Source organism: Labilithrix sp. (assembly GCA_019637155.1).
Taxonomy (GTDB): Bacteria; Myxococcota_A; Polyangia; order Polyangiales; family Polyangiaceae; genus Labilithrix.
This window is the reverse complement of record JAHBWE010000012.1, coordinates 46839-65206: the sequence shown is the minus strand read 5'-3', so window position 1 is coordinate 65206 and position 18368 is coordinate 46839. Positions and strand designations below refer to the sequence as shown.

Annotated in this window: 16 protein-coding genes; 11 read left to right on the top strand and 5 right to left on the bottom strand. The window is 71.4% G+C overall.

From position 1 onward, the window contains the following. Positions 1 to 45 precede the first annotated feature (45 nt). Positions 46 to 825, top strand: coding sequence for a phytanoyl-CoA dioxygenase family protein (locus KF837_25130; protein MBX3230626.1), 780 nt, complete (start codon positions 46 to 48; stop codon positions 823 to 825). A gap of 17 nt (positions 826 to 842) precedes the next feature. Here the strand turns inward: KF837_25130 and KF837_25125 are convergent, their stop codons facing one another. Together KF837_25125 and KF837_25120 are read right to left on the bottom strand one after the other, a co-directional pair. Continuing rightward, positions 843 to 1895: an MBL fold metallo-hydrolase gene (locus tag KF837_25125; GenBank protein MBX3230625.1), complete on the bottom strand. Its 1053-nt coding sequence runs from the start codon at positions 1893 to 1895 to the stop codon at positions 843 to 845. 29 nt (positions 1896 to 1924) lie between these two features. Further along, positions 1925 to 2707 carry a hypothetical protein gene (locus KF837_25120; protein MBX3230624.1) on the bottom strand — a complete coding sequence of 261 codons (783 nt, stop codon included), beginning with the start codon at positions 2705 to 2707 and terminating at the stop codon, positions 1925 to 1927. Positions 2708 to 2776: 69 nt separating this feature from the next. On the opposite strand from KF837_25120, the gene KF837_25115 reads away from it, so the two are divergent. The 6 genes from KF837_25115 (at position 2777) to KF837_25090 (ending at position 8197) form a co-directional block, all read left to right on the top strand. Beyond that, positions 2777 to 3580 (top strand): hypothetical protein, encoded by an 804-nt coding sequence (locus KF837_25115; GenBank protein ID MBX3230623.1) that lies wholly within the window; start codon positions 2777 to 2779, stop codon positions 3578 to 3580. 114 nt (positions 3581 to 3694) lie between these two features. Further along, complete coding sequence (locus KF837_25110; GenBank protein ID MBX3230622.1) at positions 3695 to 4606, top strand: hypothetical protein; 912 nt, start codon at positions 3695 to 3697, stop codon at positions 4604 to 4606. Continuing rightward, positions 4606 to 5997: an ankyrin repeat domain-containing protein gene (locus tag KF837_25105; protein ID MBX3230621.1), complete on the top strand. Its 1392-nt coding sequence runs from the start codon at positions 4606 to 4608 to the stop codon at positions 5995 to 5997. Before KF837_25110 ends, KF837_25105 begins: the two co-directional genes overlap by 1 nt. 112 nt (positions 5998 to 6109) lie before the next feature. Then, positions 6110 to 6610 (top strand): hypothetical protein, encoded by a 501-nt coding sequence (locus KF837_25100; GenBank protein MBX3230620.1) that lies wholly within the window; start codon positions 6110 to 6112, stop codon positions 6608 to 6610. A gap of 29 nt (positions 6611 to 6639) precedes the next feature. Continuing rightward, a complete protein-coding gene (locus KF837_25095) occupies positions 6640 to 7359 on the top strand; it encodes a hypothetical protein (GenBank protein MBX3230619.1) in 720 nt (239 codons plus the stop codon). 25 nt (positions 7360 to 7384) lie between these two features. Beyond that, the gene (locus tag KF837_25090) at positions 7385 to 8197 is read left to right on the top strand and encodes a class I SAM-dependent methyltransferase (GenBank protein MBX3230618.1); all 813 of its coding nucleotides are present in this window, start codon (positions 7385 to 7387) and stop codon (positions 8195 to 8197) included. Here the strand turns inward: KF837_25090 and KF837_25085 are convergent. After that, a complete protein-coding gene (locus KF837_25085; protein ID MBX3230617.1) occupies positions 8169 to 10505 on the bottom strand; it encodes a DUF4091 domain-containing protein in 2337 nt (778 codons plus the stop codon). The two genes, KF837_25090 and KF837_25085, sit on opposite strands and share 29 nt — an antisense overlap. A 130-nt stretch (positions 10506 to 10635) precedes the next feature. Between KF837_25085 and KF837_25080 the strand changes: the two genes are divergently transcribed. The 3 genes from KF837_25080 (at position 10636) to KF837_25070 (ending at position 12849) form a co-directional block, all read left to right on the top strand. Next, entirely contained in the window at positions 10636 to 11340 is a 705-nt protein-coding gene (locus tag KF837_25080) for a helix-turn-helix domain-containing protein (GenBank protein ID MBX3230616.1), read from the top strand. 27 nt (positions 11341 to 11367) lie between these two features. Beyond that, positions 11368 to 12237 carry a TIGR02996 domain-containing protein gene (locus tag KF837_25075; GenBank protein MBX3230615.1) on the top strand — a complete coding sequence of 290 codons (870 nt, stop codon included), beginning with the start codon at positions 11368 to 11370 and terminating at the stop codon, positions 12235 to 12237. 114 nt (positions 12238 to 12351) lie between these two features. After that, entirely contained in the window at positions 12352 to 12849 is a 498-nt protein-coding gene (locus tag KF837_25070) for a hypothetical protein (protein ID MBX3230614.1), read from the top strand. Here KF837_25070 and fghA read toward each other — a convergent pair. Both fghA and KF837_25060 read right to left on the bottom strand, forming a co-directional pair. Continuing rightward, on the bottom strand, positions 12843 to 13694 hold the full coding sequence (gene fghA / locus KF837_25065; protein MBX3230613.1) for an S-formylglutathione hydrolase: 852 nt from the start codon (positions 13692 to 13694) through the stop codon (positions 12843 to 12845). The two genes, KF837_25070 and fghA, sit on opposite strands and share 7 nt — an antisense overlap. Positions 13695 to 13715: 21 nt before the next feature. After that, positions 13716 to 14411, bottom strand: a complete 696-nt coding sequence (locus KF837_25060) for a hypothetical protein (GenBank protein ID MBX3230612.1) — start codon at positions 14409 to 14411, stop codon at positions 13716 to 13718. Between the two features lie 49 nt (positions 14412 to 14460). Here KF837_25060 and KF837_25055 point away from each other — a divergent pair, with 49 nt between their 5' ends. Further along, positions 14461 to 18366, top strand: coding sequence for a hypothetical protein (locus tag KF837_25055; GenBank protein MBX3230611.1), 3906 nt, complete (start codon positions 14461 to 14463; stop codon positions 18364 to 18366). The last annotated feature ends 2 nt before the right edge of the window (positions 18367 to 18368 follow it).

Genomic DNA, 18368 nt, shown 5'->3' with positions numbered 1-18368 from the left:
CCGTCCGGCTCGCTACACTCTCGAGTAGCGACGGAAGAGGCGCGAGTGAAGCTGTCGGACGAGGAGAAGCGGGCATTTTACGGAGGTGGGTTCGTCGTTCGGCGCGGGGTCTTCCGCGAGGACGAGGTCCGCGCGGCGCGGGCGGCGCTCGAGCGGCTCTACGCGACCGCGCAGACGCTGCGCGCGACGGGGGACCACGACGGCGCGTTCTTCGCGCTCGGCGTCCCGGAGGAGGGCGGGCCGGTCGTGGTGCAGCGCGTCGTGTGGGCCGGCGGGGCGGAGCCGGTGCTCCTTCGCCTGAGCGAGGACCCGCGCCTCGTCGAGCCGGCGCTCGAGCTGCTCGGCGCTCGCCGCTGCGAGCAGCTCCTCTGCCAGGCGCACTACAAGATGCCGAACGACGGCGTCGCCTTCGACTGGCATCAGGACATCCAGCACCGCGACAAGGGCGGCGACACGTGGCGCGACGTGAACGGCCGCGGCTCGTTCGTGCAGACGATCCTCCTCGTCGACGACATGACGGAGGAGAACGGGCCGCTCGAGTTCCTCCCCCGGGACGCGGCGGCGCTCGACGCCTCCGGTCGCCTCGTGAAGGACGGCGGCGTGCGCGTCGACGCGTCGCGCGCGGTCTCCGTGACCGGCCGCGCGGGCGACGTGCTCCTCTTCGGCCCTTACGCCGTCCACGGCAGCACGCCCAACCACTCGTCGTCTCCGCGCCGCGTGCTGATCAACGGATACGCCGCGCCGGGAGCGAACAAGCGCTACTACCCCGGCCGTGGCGCCTGCCGCGTGCTCCCGCTCTCCGACGCGGCCGCGGCGGCGGAATAGCGATTACGGAATAGCGATTACGACGGCAACCCGAGGTCGCGCCAGGCGACCATGCCGCCCGCGAGATTGGCCACTTTGGTGACCCCCGCTTTGCCGAGGATCTGCGTGGCGATCCCGGAGCGGCGGCCTGTTTGGCATACGACGACGACGGGGCGATCGGATTTGACCTCGGCCGCGCGCGCGCGGAGCTCCTCGAGCGGGATGTGCTGCGCACCCATGATGTGACCGAGCTCCCCCGTCAGCTCGACGGCGGAGCGGACGTCGAGGAGGTGGACGTCGTCGCGGTGGGCGGCGACCCAGTCGGGCTTGATCTCGAGGATGCCGGCGTAGGTCGTCACGAGCGGCGCCCACGCCGGCGGAGCGGGGGCCTTGCCGTCCTCCGGCTGCCCGCCGCGCATGTTGGCGGGGACCGCGATGTCGAGCTGCTTCGGATGCGGCAGCGCGAGGTTCATCATGTAGCCGACGAAGTCCTCCTCGCGCGCGTTGCCGCCGATGCGCGCGTTGAAGCGGCGCTCCTCGCCGATCGTGCTCGACGTGCGGCCGTCGTAGTCGTGCGCGGGATACACCACGCAGTCGTCGGGCAACGAGAAGAGCTGCTTCTGGATCGACTGGTAGAGGAGGGAAGGATCGCCCTGCTGGAAGTCGGTGCGGCCCGCGCCGCGGACGAGGAGCGCGTCGCCGGTGAAGACCATCGTCCGATCGGGCGTCACGAAGGAGAGGCAGCCGTCGGTGTGGCCCGGGGTGGCGCGGACCTCGAGCGACTCGCCGCCGAAGCGGATGACGTCGCCGTCCGCGAGCGGAAGATCGACGTTGGTCGCGCCGTATTCGCGGGCGAGGGCGGACTTGCTGCCGAAGGCGTCTCTCATGAGCCACGCGCCGGTGACGTGATCGGCGTGGCAATGGGTGTCGATCGTGTAGAGGAGCGAGAGGCCGAGCTCGCGGACGAGCGCGGCGTCGCGCACGTGGCGCTCGAAGACGGGATCGATCAGGACCGCTTCGCGCGTCTGCTCGTCGGCGAGGAGATAGCTGTAGGTGCTCGAGACCTGGTCGAACAACTGGCGGAAGATCATGCGCAGAGCGCCAGCTTACGACGCTTCGGCTATTTGCCAATCGTGACGGTGAGCGGCGCGACGGGGGCGGCGCCGAGCGGGAAGCGGAGCGCGGCGACGGCCTTGCGGACGCAGTCGTCGGGCTCCTTCTTCCCGGCGACGTTCGCGATCCGCGCTTGCCCGAGCTCCGTGCTCTCGATCGTGATCTCGATCTCGGTCTTCCCGCCGGCGCACTTGTCGAGCGCTTCGAGCTGACGTCCGAGCATCGCTTGCGCCGCCGCGGCCGGGATCGGATCGCCGCGGTCGTACCCGCTCGTCTGGTCCGACGCGACCCACGCCTTCGTGTTCGCGACGGAGTCGATCTCCTCGAAGATCGTGCCCGGTGCGTCGAGCCGCGTCGTCACGCCCTTGCGCCGCCGCACCACGAACGCGCTCGGACGATCGGGCGCCGCCGGGTGCTTCGACGGCGCCGGCCGCAGCGCGTCGACGCGCTTGTAGAGTGCAGCTACCTCCTCGCGCGGAACGGTCGCGAACGCGTAGCCGAGCTTCTTCGTGAACAGCTCGCCGAAGAAGTGCACGTTGCCGTTGCTGGTGATGCCGACGGAGTAGATCGGGCAGCGGCCCTGGCACGCCGTGCGCTGGAGGATCACCGCGTCGGTGTCGTCGGGTGCGCTCGGGTACACCGGCGGCGGCTCGACGACCGGCGCGCCGGCGTCTTCTACGACTTCTTCCACCGCCGCGACCGGCGCGGCGGCCGGCGGCGGCGGCGGCGGCGCGACAGGCGGTGGCGTCGCACAAGCGCCGAGCAACAGCACGAGGACGTGACGCTTCATCGGCCCCAACGATACGCGTCGGGCGCGCCGAGCTGGGCGATCATGCCCGATGGTGGGTAGAATTTCGGCATGCGGCGGGTCCTCGTCACCCTCGCGGCGCTCGCGGCGTGGTCCGCCGGCTGCGCCGTGTTCGTCGACACGGACGGCTTCACGAGCGGAGGTCCCGGCGCAGGCGACGCCGGGACCGCGCCGGCGGACGCGGACGCGAGCGATGCCGCGCCCGAGCCTGGGCCCGCGCTGAACGACGGCGTCGACGGCGCCGCGCCCGACGGGACCGCGCCGGAGGGCTTCGTCGACATGTTCGATCGCGCCGACGGCGTCGTCGGGAACGGCTGGATCGAGAACGAGTCCGGCGTCTTCTCCATCTCCGGCGGCCGCGTCGTCGCGAAGTCCGGGAACTGGGTGACGCGTTATCTGTACCGGCCCGCGAACGAGGACGTTCGTGACGTCGAGACCTCGGTCGAGATCGCGTGGGCGACGACGCCGCCGGAGAACTGCGACGCGACGCTGATCCTCCGCGCCCAGCGCGCCGACGGGAAGCTCAGCGCCTACGCGACGTTCATCAATGATCGCAAGGAGATCTCGATCTCCCGCATCGACCGCGGAGTGGAGCAGTATTTCGGCAGTCGATCGCTGCCGGAGCCGATCAACACGACCGACACCTACCGCCTCCGCTTCCGCGTGGAGGGGACGATGCCGGTCGTGCTCGTCTCGACGTTCGAGCGGAGCACGACCTCCGGCTGGACGACGATGGCCACGTACAGCCTGACCGACGACGACACGAAGCGGATCGAAGCGGCGGGGAGCGTCGGCGTCACGTCGGATCAGTACGCGACGTTCTCCTACGACACGTTCACCCGCACGAACCTTTGACGCCCGCGTGATTCGCGGAAGGAACTTTTCCGGATGAGCGTTTTCTGCCGCTGAATGCAAGCAGCAGAAGGGGAGAAGCCCACCTCGCCGGGCACGGAAGTCGACTCGGGGGCGATGCCGTCCCTCGCCAAGCCGTTCGCGGCGTTCGGCGCGGCGGCCGGGTTGTTCGCGGTCCTCGCGATCGGCTCGTTTCGCGAGGCCGCGCGCGACGTGTCGCCCCTCGCGCCGATGATCATGACCGCCGGCGTCGGCGCGGCGGCGGGGGAGGTGCTGCGGCGATGGCGCCGCCTCCACGAGCCGCTGCTCACGCGCGACGCCGTCGTCCTGTGGGTCGCTGTCGTCACCGCGATCGCCGGCGCGGTGAGCGGCGGGCTCGTCGGCTTCGTGACGTGGGGAACCGACGGGGTCCCGCGCTTCCTGGTGGGAGGGGCCGCGGTCGCGCTCGCGTTCGTGCCGTCGTGCCTCGTCGTGTTCGACGCCGCGAAGCGCGCCGCTCGCGCGCGGCACGGCTCGCTCGTCGCCGACACCGATCGCCGCACCGTCTCGTCGACCGTGCTCGCCGGCATCGCCTTCGCGGGCGCGACGCAGGTGCCCGCGCTGCTCTCCGCGAACGGCTCGAAGGCGCTCCCGCCGCTCGCCCAGGTCGCGCTCTCGTTCGCGGTCTGCCTCGGCGCGACGATCGCGATCGTCGTCCTCCAGCGAAAGGACCTCCGCTCGCGCGCGTCGCTCGAAGCGCTCGCGCGTGACGCGGCGTGGCTCGAGCGCGCGCCGAGCGACGAGGAGACGGCGCCGAACGCGCCGAGCGCGGTGGACCTCGGGCTCGGCGCCGACCGCTGGGCGCGCACGACCGACGCGAACTATCGCCAGAGCGGCCGCCCCGACGTCGTCCTCCGCGGATCGGTCGAACGTGCGACGGCCGCCTTCGACGAGTGCGCGCGGCGTCGCCACCACTCGCTCATCGTGGCCGCGTGTGGGCTCTCCGCCGTGACGGTGTCCTTTGCTCTTCGCGTGGGGGTGTACCTGTGATGACGAAGCCGAGCTGGAAGTGGTTCTTCGAGGCGCCCCTCGCCCCCGCCTGGCGCCGCCGGCTCGAGCTCTCGCTCGGCGTCGTCATGAGCGCCGCCGCGGTCGTCGCGCTCTCGAGCTCGATCCGTCCCGACCCGTCGAAGCTGGTCCGCGGCGCCCCGCTCCAGTCGTCGGCGGTCGCCCAGACGACGGAGCCTCCCGCGCCGCCGTCGCCGCCGTCGATCTACGAATTCTCGGAGGCCGTGCGCGCAGGTGACACCCGCGCGATGGCGAAGGCCTACACGCCGGGCATGCCGCTGCACGGGATGCTCTCCCTCGCGGCGGGCTCGGGAAAGAAGGCGGCCGTCGTCTGGCTCCTCGATCACGGCGCGGACGTGCACGAGGGTGAGGGCTCGCCGTTCGGTCCGGTCCTCGCCGCGGACGAGCACCCCGACATCGTCGCGCTCTTGCACGAACGAGGGGCGAAGGACCCTTCGCTCGAAGCGGCCGCGAGCGCGAACGCGGTCAACGCCGTGTTCCGGATCCTCGAGACGCACCCGAACCTGAACGAGAAGGACAGCTACCCGCTGCAGGCCGCCGCCCACTCCGTCGCCGGCACGCCGGCGAACAAGTGGCGGATCGTGACGACGCTCCTCGCGCACGGCGCGGACCCGAACCGCGAGTGGAGCAGGAACACCGCGCTCGGCGGCGTCGTCGCCGACTGCGATCGGACCGGCGCGGAGGACTGCATGCCGGTCGTGCAGATGCTCCTCGATCACGGCGCGCGCGTGACGGGGGACGCGCTCGGCGCCGCGCTCTCGCTCGACGACGCGAAGCGCGCCGCGCCGCTCGACGCGCTCCTCGCCGCGCCGATCGACAAGGGCGTGGCCGCCGGCGCGCTCGCCCACGCGACGCGCGCCGACCCGAGCGACCTCAAGCGCGTCCTCGCGAACGGGATCGACTGGGCCTGGCGCGACGGCGAAGAGGACGCGGCGTTGCCGGTCCTCGCCGCGGTCCACAACGGCGATCGCGACTACGTCCGCGCGCTCCTCGACGCGGGCGCGCCGGTGGACATGCACTACAAGGACGCGACCTGCGCGCTCGCGGAGGCGATCGACGCCTCCGCGAACAACGCGGAGCAAGCGCGGATCGTCGAGCTCCTCGTGAGCCGCGGCGCGAACGTGAACCGTCGCTTCCCCGACGGACGCACGCCGCTCTTCGCCGCCGCCGAGAGCGGCAACCTCCGCGTCGTGAACTTCCTCCTCGCGCGCGGCGCGCGCGTGAACGACCGCGTCCTCGACGACATGCCGCTCGACGCCGCCGATCAGAACGGTCACATCGCCGTCGCGCGCGTGCTCCACGCCCACGGCGCCCACCGCGCGCGCCCCCAGTACTACCCTTCGGGAGGTTAAAAATTCTTGAGCCGTCTGGCTCGACCGTGGCGACGGGGGGGGCATGCAGCGAACAAGGACGGCGCTCTCGGCGGTCGTGGGGTTGATGATGGGCGCGTGTGCGCAAGGAGACGTGGCGGACCTCGATGGCCCGAGCGTGTCGAGTCAGCAGGCGGCGGCGGAGGAGGTGCGGCCCGAGGCCTTGAAGGCCACGCTCACGATCGACGGCAAGGAGTGCGCCGACGCGACGAACGAGAACGCGTGGCTCAATCGAGCGCCCGGCGATCGGCGGTGGATCCTCTACCTCGACGGACCGCTCTGCGACGTCACCGTTCAGATCGGCGGCGTGAACGACGCGCCCTATCCGCAGAAGGGCGTGCTCGCGTTCGAGGGGCAGGAGACCATCAAGGTCTTCGCGCGCGAGCCGGCGAGCCCGTACCTCGATTCGTTCCTCCTCTCCCACGTCAGCGCGCCGGGCGTGGAGGGGACCGTGCTGAGCGGTCCGATCGGCGACGAACGCCCACACCACATCGTCGCGTTCGGGACGGTCTCGATCTGGGAGGGCCGCGAGGAGAGCGAGCGCGTCGGCCTGCCGGAGACGCGCGACGTCGTCGTGAACGTCGCGCTCCCCTGACGTCGGGCGAGCGCGCGTATGCTGGGGCGGTGAAGATCGATCGAAGCCGCTTCCTCGCGTTGACCGCCGGCATCGCGGCCGTGACCGCGTGCGCGGCGCCGGAGCATCCCGTCGTGCGCGTCGAGGTGCCGCCGCCGAGGCCGGAGAGCGCGCCGACCGACGCCGGAGGGCTGGCGGAGGTCGAGTATCGCGAGCCACCGCCTCCTCCTCCCGCGCCTCCGCCCGCGCCGGCGGCGTGCCCCGAGAACGCGATCGGCTCGCTCGCCGCGTGCACCGCGTGGACGGTCGATCCGTCCTGCGAGAGCGGCGGGCCGCGCAGCGAGTGCACCTCGCTCCTCGACATGGGCGGGAAGTCGTCGCGCGGCGAGCCGGAGGGGTTCCAGCCGCGCGTCGCCGAGAAGATCGCGGCGTGCATGACGGCGAAGCCCGTCGTCCGCGCGACGGGCTGCAAGCGCCCCGACATGCACAAGTGCGTCCGCGCCGGCGTCGACGCCGTGTGCATCGAGCCCGAGATGAAGGAGGCGTGCGAGAAGATCGTCGAGTCGTGCAAGACGCGCCGCGCGCCGCCGACCTTCACGGTGGAGCAATGCGCCAAGATCGCATCGGCGACGCGCGGCTCGCTCCGCGACTGGGCGCTCGAGAAGATGGCGGGAAGACACTCCGACGGCACGCCGATGGCCGAAGGCTGCACGCTCGAGTACGTCACGGTCTACCAGCCGTGGCCGCGCAACTGGTGGACCGGCAAGTGACCGCAGCGACGAGGACGCGCGCGTCATGAGAGAGGGCGCGCCGAGCTTGACCGCGATGGTCGTCGCGGCCGCGCGCGCGGCGGCGGGGATCGACGCCGTCGCCGAGCGCCTCGTCCCGCGCGGCGTGCTCGTCGCGACGGCGGTGGCGTCGTTCGGGCTCGTCGCGCACCTGCGCCTGCGCACGCGCGCGATCGACGACGTCGTCCGCGAAGGCGCCGAGCGCGACGTCGTCCAGATCGTGGTCCTCGGCGCCGGCCTCGACGCCCGCGCGTGGCGGCTCGAGGCCACGCAGGGCGCCGTCGTCTACGAGATCGACCACCCCGCGACGCAGGCGTTCAAGCGGCGGCGCCTCGGCGACGAACGCATGCTCGCGCGCGACGTCGTGTTCGTCGGCGTCGACTTCGAGAAGGACGACCTCGCGGTGCAGCTCGAGCGCGCAGGCCACGACGCCGCGCGCCCGACGACGTGGCTCTGGGAAGGCGTCACGCCGTACCTCACGCCGGCCGCGATCGACGCGACGCTCGCGATCGTGGGGCGTCGCAGCGCGCCCGGGAGCGCGCTCGCGATGACGTACGTGACGCCCGAGTACGGCGAGGTCCCGCGCGTGCTCGCGCCGCTCGTGCGCCCCGCGTTCCGGCTCCTCGGCGAGCCGCTGCGAGGGACGATGACGACCGAGGCGGCCGCCGCCGCGCTCGAGCGCCACGGCCTCACGCCGGTCCGCGACGACGCGATCGCGGACCTCTCCGCGCGGCTCTCCGCGCCGCGGCCCTGGCGCGCGCTCGCGGAGCACCTCGTCGTCGCGACCCCTGCTACTTCGGGACGACGCTCATCCAGTTGAGCATCGTGTACTCGTCTTTCTGGCCGACCTCGAGCGTCACGTTGCCGTCGGAGACGTCGACGACGGCGGAGCGGACGGCGTAGGGCGCGGCGGGCGTGGTCTCCACGTCGTCGAAGAGGAGGTTGCCTTCGACGACGACGCGCTGCTTCGAATACGTCTTTCCGTGCCAGCCGATCGAGACCGTGACTTCGTATTTGCCATTCTCGATGTCGAGGTTGAACGTGTCGGTGCGGCCGTAGTCGTTGTAGATGATGCTCTTTTGAAGCTCGTCGACCGGCGCGCTCGCGAGGTACTGGTACTTCATGATGTTCGCGTCGCCGATGTGCGGACCCGACCAGCCGTGCCCGCGCTTCGCGTCGTAGGCGTCCCAGCCGATTTTCAGCCAGTCGTGGCCGTCGACGCGGAGCGGGTCCGCCTTCGGGTCCCCGGCCGGGTCCTGGAAGTTCACGTAGACCTCGCCGCGCGGGCGCGCGCCGGGGCCGGTGCTCGTGAGCGTGGGGCAGCCGTTCACCTTGCCCTCGAGGCGGAGGCCGAGCTGGTTCCGCAGGTGCTGCAGCGCCGACGGATCGCGCGTGTACGACGTCGGCGACGAGGCGGCGCTCGCGGCGCTGTCGTCGCAGCCCGATTTCTCGTCCGGCGTCCTGGGCAGCGCGCCGCCGGCGAGGAGGAGGAGGTACTCGTAGTCCTCTTCGCCTTCGCGGAGGAGCTCCCAGCGGATGCTCGACACGAGCTCGCCGTCGCGCGGCGGATAAAGCAAGAAGCCGTCGCCGTTCTGGTCGGTCCCCTCCGGCCGCGGGTTCGTATACGGATCGCTGCCCCAGCCCGTCACCGAGTAATAGGCAAAGCCGCGAATTCGGTATTTGTACGCGGCGAAGAACGCGACGCGCGACTCGACGCCGTCGTGGTCGATCGTGATCGGGTTGAAATACGGCGGGCGGTCGCCGTAGAGGAAATACCACCACACCGACTCGCCCGCGGCCTGGCGCGTCTTCGCGTAGCCGGGCTCGAAGTGCGAGAGGTCGGCCCACCAGAGGTCGTAGCTCTTCCCCTGCGCGCGCGGGTTCTCGACGATCTCCTCCTTCGGCTCCTCGCTGATCGCGATTCGCAAATGCGGAGCGGCGGTCTTCGCGAGGGCGGCGAGCGCGGCGGCGACGTCGTAATCGGCGGGGCCCTGCGGCTCGTTCTGGACGTAATAGAAGGCCTTGTCGGTCCAGGAGCGCGCGACGACCTCGGCGTCGATCGCGGCGAGGAGCTTCGACCACTCCGCGTTGTAGGCCGCGGTCCCGAAGTGGTCGGGCCCGCGATCGACGCCGCAGAAATTCTGCGGGCGCGGGGTCGAGTTGTTCACGAACTGCATCACCTGGAAGGAGGGAAAGCCCACTCCGTTCCAGCCGGCGCCGTCGATGTATTTCGGTCCCAGGCGCGAGAAGTCGTAGTCGTTCGCCTCGCTCTCGAACTTGCCTGTCGCGCAGTCGTATTCGATGCCGCCGTTGTAGTTGAGGCCCGCCGGCCAGGCGACGCCGTTCGGGACGAGGCGATGCTCGTAGAGCCAGGTCTTCAGGCTCTCCACCTTCGCGAGGCTCTCGGAGCCGCCGAGCGCCTGGAAGCTCAGGTTCCAGTTTCCGTCGAAGCCGATCCTGTCGGGAATCGCGAAATCGAAGACGTGCAGCTTCACCGGGATCGCCTGCGGAGTGCCGCCCACCGTCGCGGTCAGCGTCGTCGTGTAGTCGCCGGGCTTCGCGTCCTTCGGCACGTAGACCGTGATCCAGAAAGGCTGGTTCTCCGCCGCCTTCACGGGCTCGCTCTTGCCGAAGCTGCTCGGCCAGAGCGGATCGGGGACGAAGCCGCTCTTGAGCGAGCTCGCGTCGGACGGCTTGTCGATCTTCACGTACTCGACGCGGCGCACCTCGATGCGCGGGATCGCGCCCGGCCCCGTGAAGGCCGGCATCTCGAGCTTCACGTCGCCGTCGGCGTCGGCGCGCACGACGATCTGGAACGGCTCGAACTCGTTCCGCGCGGCGTAGAGCTGGATCGCGTCGCCTGCGTTCTCCGGCGGCGCCGCCTCGCGCAGCACCTTCGCCATCGTCGGCGCGGTCCACAGCGTCGCGCCGGCGGGGGAGGGGAGCTTGAACGTCATCGGCCCCGCGGGCGTGCAGTCGGTGCAGACCGGGCCGGGCGGCGTGGTCGCGCCGTCGCCCGCGCCGCCGTCGGCGTTCGGATCGGCCGGACCTCCGGCGCCCCCGCCGTCGTCGCTCCCGCACGCCGCGAAGACCCCGAACAACGCGATCGCGATCGCAACGTGCCGCATCCCGCGATCCTAGCTTCAACGAAGCCAGGGCGCCTCGCCGACGAGGGCTCGCTGCCGGCGCCAGGACGCCTGCGCGAGCGGCGTCTCGATCGCGATCGCGCCCGGCTACTGGGTCGAGAGCGCCGACGAGATGAGCGCCGTGCTCGCGCGCTCCGACGTGAAGGCGCTCGTGCGCGCCGTTGGCGCGGCGCACCGTCGAGGCGCGACGGTGGGCTCGTCGTGCGGCGGGGCGTTCCTCCTCGCCGAGGCGGGCATCCTCGAGGGCCACACCGCCACGACGACCTGGTGGCTCGCGCCCGAGCTCCAGCAGCGCTGTCCTGGCGCGCGGATCGAGGCGGAGCGAGCCCTCGTCGTCGAGGAGCGGCTCGTGACGGCCGGCGCCGTCTTCGCGCAGGCCGACCTCGCCCTCCACGTCGTCGCGCGCGTGTGTGGTCCCACGCTCTCGCGGAGGGTGGCGCGCTTGCTTCTCCTGGAGACGCACGCGTCGCGGGCGGCGTTCATGGCCGTCCAGCACCTCGCCGCGAACGACGAGACGGTGCGGCGCGCAGTGAGGTGGGCTCGAGCGCGCCTCGGCGACACGTTCCGCGTGGCCGACATGGCGCGCGCGGCGGGCACGAGCCCACGCACGCTCGCGCGCCGGCTCGTCGAGGCGGTCGGCACGACACCGATCGGCTTCGTCCAGCGGCTCCGCGTCGAGCAGGCGGTGCACGTGCTCGAGACGACCGCGCTCTCGCTCGACGAGGTGAGCTCGCGCGTCGGTCACGGCGACGCGAACGCGCTCCGCCGCGTCATGCGCCGGCACGTCCACGCGTCGCCGCGCGACCTACGCCGGTGACGGCCCGCCGAGGTACGATCCGGCGGCATGGACGGCCGCGAGCTGCTCGACGCGATCGTGGCCCATCCCGACGACGACGACGCGCGCCTCGTCTACGCCGACTGGCTCGAGGCGCAGGGCGACACGCGCGGCGAGCTCATTCAGCTCCAGGTGCAGCTCGCGCGGCTCGCGGCGGACGATCCGAAGCGCGCCGACCTCGAGGCCCGCGTCGAGCTCATCGACGCGCTCCACGCGAAGGACTGGCTCGCCGATCTCTGGGCCCTCTCGCTGCCGCAGACCAAGTTCGGATTCCGCCGCGGCTTCGTCGAGACGATCGCGACGTCGATGAGCGTCGCGACGACGCGCGCGGACGACCTCCTCGCGCGCGCCCCGCTCCTCTCGGTCCTCGAGCTCTTCGTCGAGGGACAGCGCGAGCGCATGGCCCTCGCCGACCCGGCGAGCACGCGCCTCCTCGCGCGCGCGACCGAGCTCACGATCTACGGCCGCCGCGCCGGCAACACGTGGATGCGCCGCGGTCCGATCGCCCGCCTCGACCGCCTCGCCGCGACGCCGTTCACGCGCCTTCGCTCGCTCCGCCTCGCGAGCCTCCGCGTGCGCCCCGGCGCGCTGGGGCGCTTCCTCGCCTCGCCGCACCTCGCGACGCTCGAGGTGCTCGCGCTCGACCTCGCCCTCGAGAGCGCCGGCGCGCTCGCCGGCGTGTTCGCGTCGCCCGCGTGCCCGCGCCTCCGCGTGCTCGACCTCGCCGGCACGTGGCTCCATGACGACGCGCTCGCCTGGCTCGCCGGCTGGAGCTTCCTCGACCAGCTCGAGGTGCTCGACCTGTCGCGCGGCAACGTGAGCGCCGATCGCGCCCGCCCGATCGCGTTGCGCCATCGTCACCTTCGCGTGATGACGTAAGGTGAAGAAGCGCGAGCGCCACGTGATGACGTAAGGTGAAGAAGTGCGAGTCCCACGTGATGACGTAAGGTGAAGAAGTGCGAGCGCCACGTGATGGCGTAAGGTGAAGGGAGCATGAGCGACAACGTGCTCGTCGTCGACGCGCGGGCCGCGCCGGGGAGCCCGACCGACAGCGGCGGAACGGCGGTCGCGCCGATCGCGCTCCCCGTCCTCGCCGCGGGTCTGCTCGCGAAGCTCGTCGCCCCCGCGGCCGGCCTCGCCGCGCTCGGCGCCGGCGCCGCGCTCTTCGTCCTGCGCTGGAAGCCGAACCGCGGACGCTTCGTGCTGCGCGTGACCGACGGCGTGCTCGAGGTCGCGCGCGAGCGCGGAAGAGACGCGCCGCTCCGGCTCCCGATCGCCGACGTGCTCGCCGTCGTCGTTCATCGCACGAAGACTCCCGCCGCCGGCGGACCGGCCGAGCGCGTGCAAATCGCGTTCGATCGCGCCGCTCCCGCGGAGCCGATCGTGCTGCCGGAGTCCACGCTCACGCCGCTCGAGTCAGAGGAGTGGGTCGGGAAGATCCGCGTGTTCCTCCGGAAGCACGGCTGGCTCCCGAAGGCGGAGCGTCAGTAGACGAGGAGGTTCGCGTGGTGCCGGAGGTGCTCCGGCATGAACGTCGCGATGAAGTAGTAGCTGTGGTCGTAGCCGTCGTGACGGCGGAGGCGGAGCGACTGGTTCGCCGCGCCGCACGCCGCCTCGAAGCGCTCGGGCGTGAGCTCGCGCTCGAGGAACTTGTCGGCGTTGCCCTGGTCCACGAGGACCTCGAACGGCAGCTGCGTCTTCGCGACGAGCGCGCAGGCGTCGTGCGCTTCCCACGCGGCGCGGTCTTCGCCGAGGTAGCCGCGGAACGCCTTCTGCCCCCACGGCACCTGCGACGGCGCGACGATCGGCGCGAACGCCGACACGCTCGCGTAGCGCTGCGGATGACGGAGCGCGAGCGTGAGCGCGCCGTGCCCGCCCATCGAGTGGCCGAAGACCCCGCGCCGCCGCGGATCGATCGGGAACGACGCCTCGACCCACGCCGGGAGCTCCTCCACGACGTGCGTCTCCATCTTGTAGCTCTCGGACCACGGCGCGGCGGTCGCGTCGAGGTAGAACCCCGCGCCCTGACCGAAGTCCCAGTCCTCGTCGTCGCCGGGGTAGCGCTTCGCGCGCGGGCTCGTGTCGCACGCGACGAGGGCGAGCCCGAGCTCCGCCGCGATCGCGAGCGCGCCGCCCTTGGTCGGGAGGTGCTCCTCGTTGCAGGTGAGGCCCGCGAGGTAGTAGAGCGCGGGCGCGCGCGTGCCGGCGAGGGCCGACGGCGGGAGGAACACGGAGAAGCGCATCGGACCGGCGCACGCCGCGCTCTCCGCCTCGTAGAAGCCGAGCCGGCCGCCGAACGCGCGATGCTCCGAACGGGTGACGAGGGAGACGCTCATGCCTCCGGCATACCACGCGCGTCAGAGATAGGTGAGGCACGTCTCGAAGCGGCAGAACTCGGTGATGCAGGAGATGAACTTCTTGCGCCGCGCGTCGGCGATGCCGGACACGCCCGCCTCGCAGGAGTCGCGCGCCATCTTCGCCGCGCCGCCGCACGCCTTCATCACGCCGTCGCACGCCTGCTTCGCGTACGGCTCGATGCACGCCTGCCCCAACGCCTCGTAGGCGCAGATGCTCGACACGTTGAACTCGCAGATGTCCTTCGTCCCGCTGCGGCGCTTCAGGCACTCGATCGCCGCCTGCGCGACGCGCGGCTTCAGCAGCGTGTTGAGCGTGGGGCACTCCTTCTTCGTGTCGTTGATGCTCTCGCACGCCGGTCCTGGCGGCGGCGCGAGCTTGCACGCGGGCGCGGCGCCGACCTTGTTCTGCGTGGGATCGCAGGTCTGACCCTTCACCGGCGTGCCCTCGTAGAGGTTGGGCGGCGCGCTCGTCGTCGCGACCGGCTCGGGCGGCTCGGGCGCGTCGCGCGGCTCGGGCGTCGCCGCGTAGGCGACGGGCAACGGCGGCGCGACGGGCGCGACGACGAGCGGCTCCTGCGGTGGAGGAGGCGGCGGCTCGGGCGGCGGGTACGCCGGCGAGGTCCCGCAGGCGGGCGCGCACACGCCGGTCGCGAGCGCCGCCGCGAGGAGGAGGAAACGCTCGCGATCGACCTTCATGCGAAGAAGAAGGTAGCACGCGGGTGAGTCGTGTTTTCATGCGGGCGTCATGCCGACGAAGCCGAACACGGTGCCCGAGGGCGCAGTCTGGGACGAGGGCGACAACGAGTGGGTGCTCGCCGAGCGCAACGAGGACGGCGACAAACACGGGCTCGTGAAATACTACCGGCCCGACGGCACGCTCTGCTGCGAGACGGAGTACGTCGACGGCACACCCCACGGCCGCTTCACGCGCTACCACGAGAACGGCGAGCCCTCGCGGACCGGCACCTTCGTGGACGGCAGCATCGAGGGGACGGACGTCCGCACCCGATCGACCGCCCCGACGACGGAGGTCTTCTACGACGTCGATGCGAGGGTGTGGCGGGTGGAGACGGACTACGTCGACGGCGAGATCGTCGCGATGCGCGCGTTCGATCGCGACGGGGCCGCGATCGGCGCGGAGGACCAGGCCGCCTCGTTCGCCGCGCGCATGGAGCAGCTGCGGCGCGATCATGAGGAGAACCCGAGCGAGGCGTGGGCGCCCGAGCTGCCGGAGCCCGCGCGTCCGGCAGGCGTCCCCGCGAACGCGACGTGGAACGACGACGGGTGGCGCTGGGAGGTCGGCCCCGTCGACGCGAACGGCGTCCGCCGCGGAGCGTGGCGCTTCTGGGGGATGAACGGGAAGCTCATCGCGGAGAAGAAATACGAGGGCGGCGTGGAGCTCGCGCACGTCGCGCACCACCCGAACGGGAACCTCGCCGCGCGCACGCTATGGCAGAGCGACGGCACGACGACGCACGACTGCTGGTGGCCGAACGGAAAGCCGTGGTGCCTGGCGCGCTACCGCACCCAGGTCAAGGACAACACCGCGCCGGCCGAAGACGTGATGAGCGAGAAGCTCTTCGACGAGAAGGGCACGCTCCGCCGCGACGTCGTGAACGAGCGCGACGCCGACGGCCTCGTCCGTCACGTCGAGAAGCGCGCCGATGGGACGCTCCGCTTCGAGAACACGCGCACCGCGAACGGCCGCGAGCTCGTGTTCTACGACGAGCGCGGCGCGCGCGAGCTCACGCTTCGTGTCGCGCACGGGGCGAAGACGGGGACCGCGACGCTCCATCGCGACGGCGATCGCGACGTCGCGGTCGATCTCCCGCGCGCGCTCGACGACGTGCGGCGGACGGACATCGAGGGCAGGATCGGAGGGATCCTCTTCGGCGCCACGATCGAGGAGATGCGACGGCCCGACGTCGTCACCGCGTGGGCTTCGAGCAACGAGTGGGCTACGAAGGTCGACGCCAGGGCGCCGTTTTCGCACGCGTCGGTCGTGAACTTCCTCACCGCGCTCGCGTCGCCGCATTTGAACGTCCCCGCGCTCGCGACGTTGGGGCTGCAGAACCTCGTGAAGGAGAAGCAGATCCCGAAGCTCGTGGAGTGCCTCGAGGAGCTCGCGACGGTCGAGGGGTACGGCCCGAAGGTGAAGGAGATCCTCGCCCAGCTGTCCGGCGACGACGAGGAAGAGGACGAGGACGACGACGGGGACGAGGACGGGGACGAGGACGACGACGACGACGACGACGACGAGCGCGCGCCGACCAAGGAGCACGTGATCGGCAAGGTCTCGCTCCCGAGCGGGGACCTCGTGCTCGTCGACTTCGGCGCGATGGGGCAGTGGAGCCACGACAAGCCGCACCACGCCGATCACTCCGGCAGCACGTGGGCGGGCGCGATGAACGCGAAGCGCGAGGACTTCGGCGACTTCGTCGCGGTCGGGCCGGACGCGAGCAAGGCCGTCGCCGCGTTCATGAAGGAGCACGAGGGGACGTGGTCGTTCTTCGACTCGCGGGTCGATCAGCTCGAGGAGTCGCAGGAACATTTCAAGGAGCACATCGGCGGCCTCGACGCGAAGCTCGAGCTCGCGCCGGTCCGCCTCGGTCACGGGCAGCGCATCGCGATGCTCAAGGAGGCGGGGGTCCCGCACGGCGACTTCTCGTTCGCGCACGTCAACGTCGTCTGCGTCTTCGGGTTGCCGAGGACGCGCGAATTCGAGGTCGTGGGCAAGCGCGACGACGACGGGCGCTGGGACTCGGTCTCGCTCGTCATCAAGAAGACGCCGGCCGCCTCCGAGGAGCACATCAACACGATCAGCGTCGAGGAGGCGCGCTTCATGTTCGCGGATCTGGAGGCGCTCCGGCACTGGGACCACCGGCGCTCTCTCGACGGGCTGCGCGATCTCGTCTTCTGGGGCGGCGCGGAGGACGAGCTCGCCGAGGCGCTCGCCGCTCCCCAGCCCTACGCCGAGATCGACTACTACGGCTGGATCGATCTGCCGCCCGGGACGCTGCCGCCCCATTTCTTCCAGCGCATCCTGGACGCCAACGAGGCGGGCGGGCTCAGCGTCGAGCTCCGCCCGCACTCGAGCGACTACGCCGTCCTCCGCGGGACGTGGAACGATCCCGAGGAGGTCGGCACCGCGACGATCGGCGGCGCGAAGGTCTGCGGTCTCTTCACGTCCGTCGGCGACGGCGGCTTTCCGGTGTACCTCGAGCGCGACGCGGACGGCGAGATCTGCCGCGTCACGGTGAAGATCACCGGCGCGCCGGAGGACGAGGACGAGGACGAGGACGAGGACGAGGACGACGAAGAAGAGGAGGAGGACGACGAGGACGAGGAAGAGGAGGACGACGACGCGGGGGCCGAGGAAGAGGAGGCCGCGCCGCCGGACGTCGCGACGTGGAACGAGCGCGGGCGTGCGAAGAACGCTGCGGTGTGCGCGGCGTTCAACGAGATCATCGAGAACGAAGGCGAGAGCGACGAGGACCTCACCGCGGACGAGCGGACGGAGGCCGAGGCGGAGCTCGTGCTGAAGGAGGTCGTCGCGCTGAACGCGGCGGGCAAGTGGGAGGAGGCGCGCGCGAAATTCGACCCGGCGTTCGCGCCCTTCCTTCCGCAGATGGAAAAGACGGAAGAGTGGCTCACCGCCGTCGTCATCCTCGGACCGGACCGCTTCCTCGTGCGCCGCGGCGACGACAGCGAAGAGGGCCCCGTCCTCCACATCGACGGAGGGGAGATCGAGGAGGTCGAGGGCGCGCTCGGCTTCGGGATCGCGCGGAACCGCCGCTGGCTCGCGCTCGCGACGGAGGAGGGCGTCGTCGTCGCGGAGGGCTTCCGCGGCGCGAACGCGCGGACGATCGCGTGGCCGGAGGAGGACGCGATCCGTCCCTCGTACCTCGGCGTCTCCGACGACGGCGCGACGCTCCTCGTCGCGAGCGAGACGGACGGCATCTGGCTCGCGAAGGGCGAGGCGTGGACGAAGGTCATGCCGCGCGAGGGCGTGGGCGACGAGGAGGAGCCGGACGTCATCAACGCCGTGCTCTCACCCGACGGCAAGTACATCGCGTACGGCTGGCAGGACGCGCCGGGCCACTTCGTGGATGACGTGTCAGGCGATGAAATCGAGCATATCGGGATGATCGGTACGGTGAGCGACTACCCCTACAACGTGCTCTTCACCGCCGACTCGAAGCGCATCCTCTCGAACACGCGTCACATGGAGTCGGGCGTCACGGTGTGCGTGACGATCGAGAGCATCCGCGGCGTCGAGGAGCACGAGGACCTCCCGGAGGGCACGCCGCAGACGGACGAGTACCTCCGCGCGTACGGCATGGTCATCCTCCCCGCCGCCGACGTCGGCGCGAGCGAGGACGTCGTGTGGATCGGCGGCGCGGGTTGGTCGCACGCGGCGCCGCTCTCCGGCGGCAAGCCACATTTCACGCAGCTGCTCGGCTCGATGCTGAACGCGTTCGACTACGATCCGGTGTCGAAGCGGGCGGTGGTGGCGAGCGCGTCGAACGTGCTCCACGTCATCGACGTGACGGCGCCGGCGGAGACGGGGCGCGAGCGCGGCTATCGCCCGCGACGCGAGCTCTATCGCTGGATCTTCTGGGACACCCTCGACGAGCCGATCCGCTGGTGACG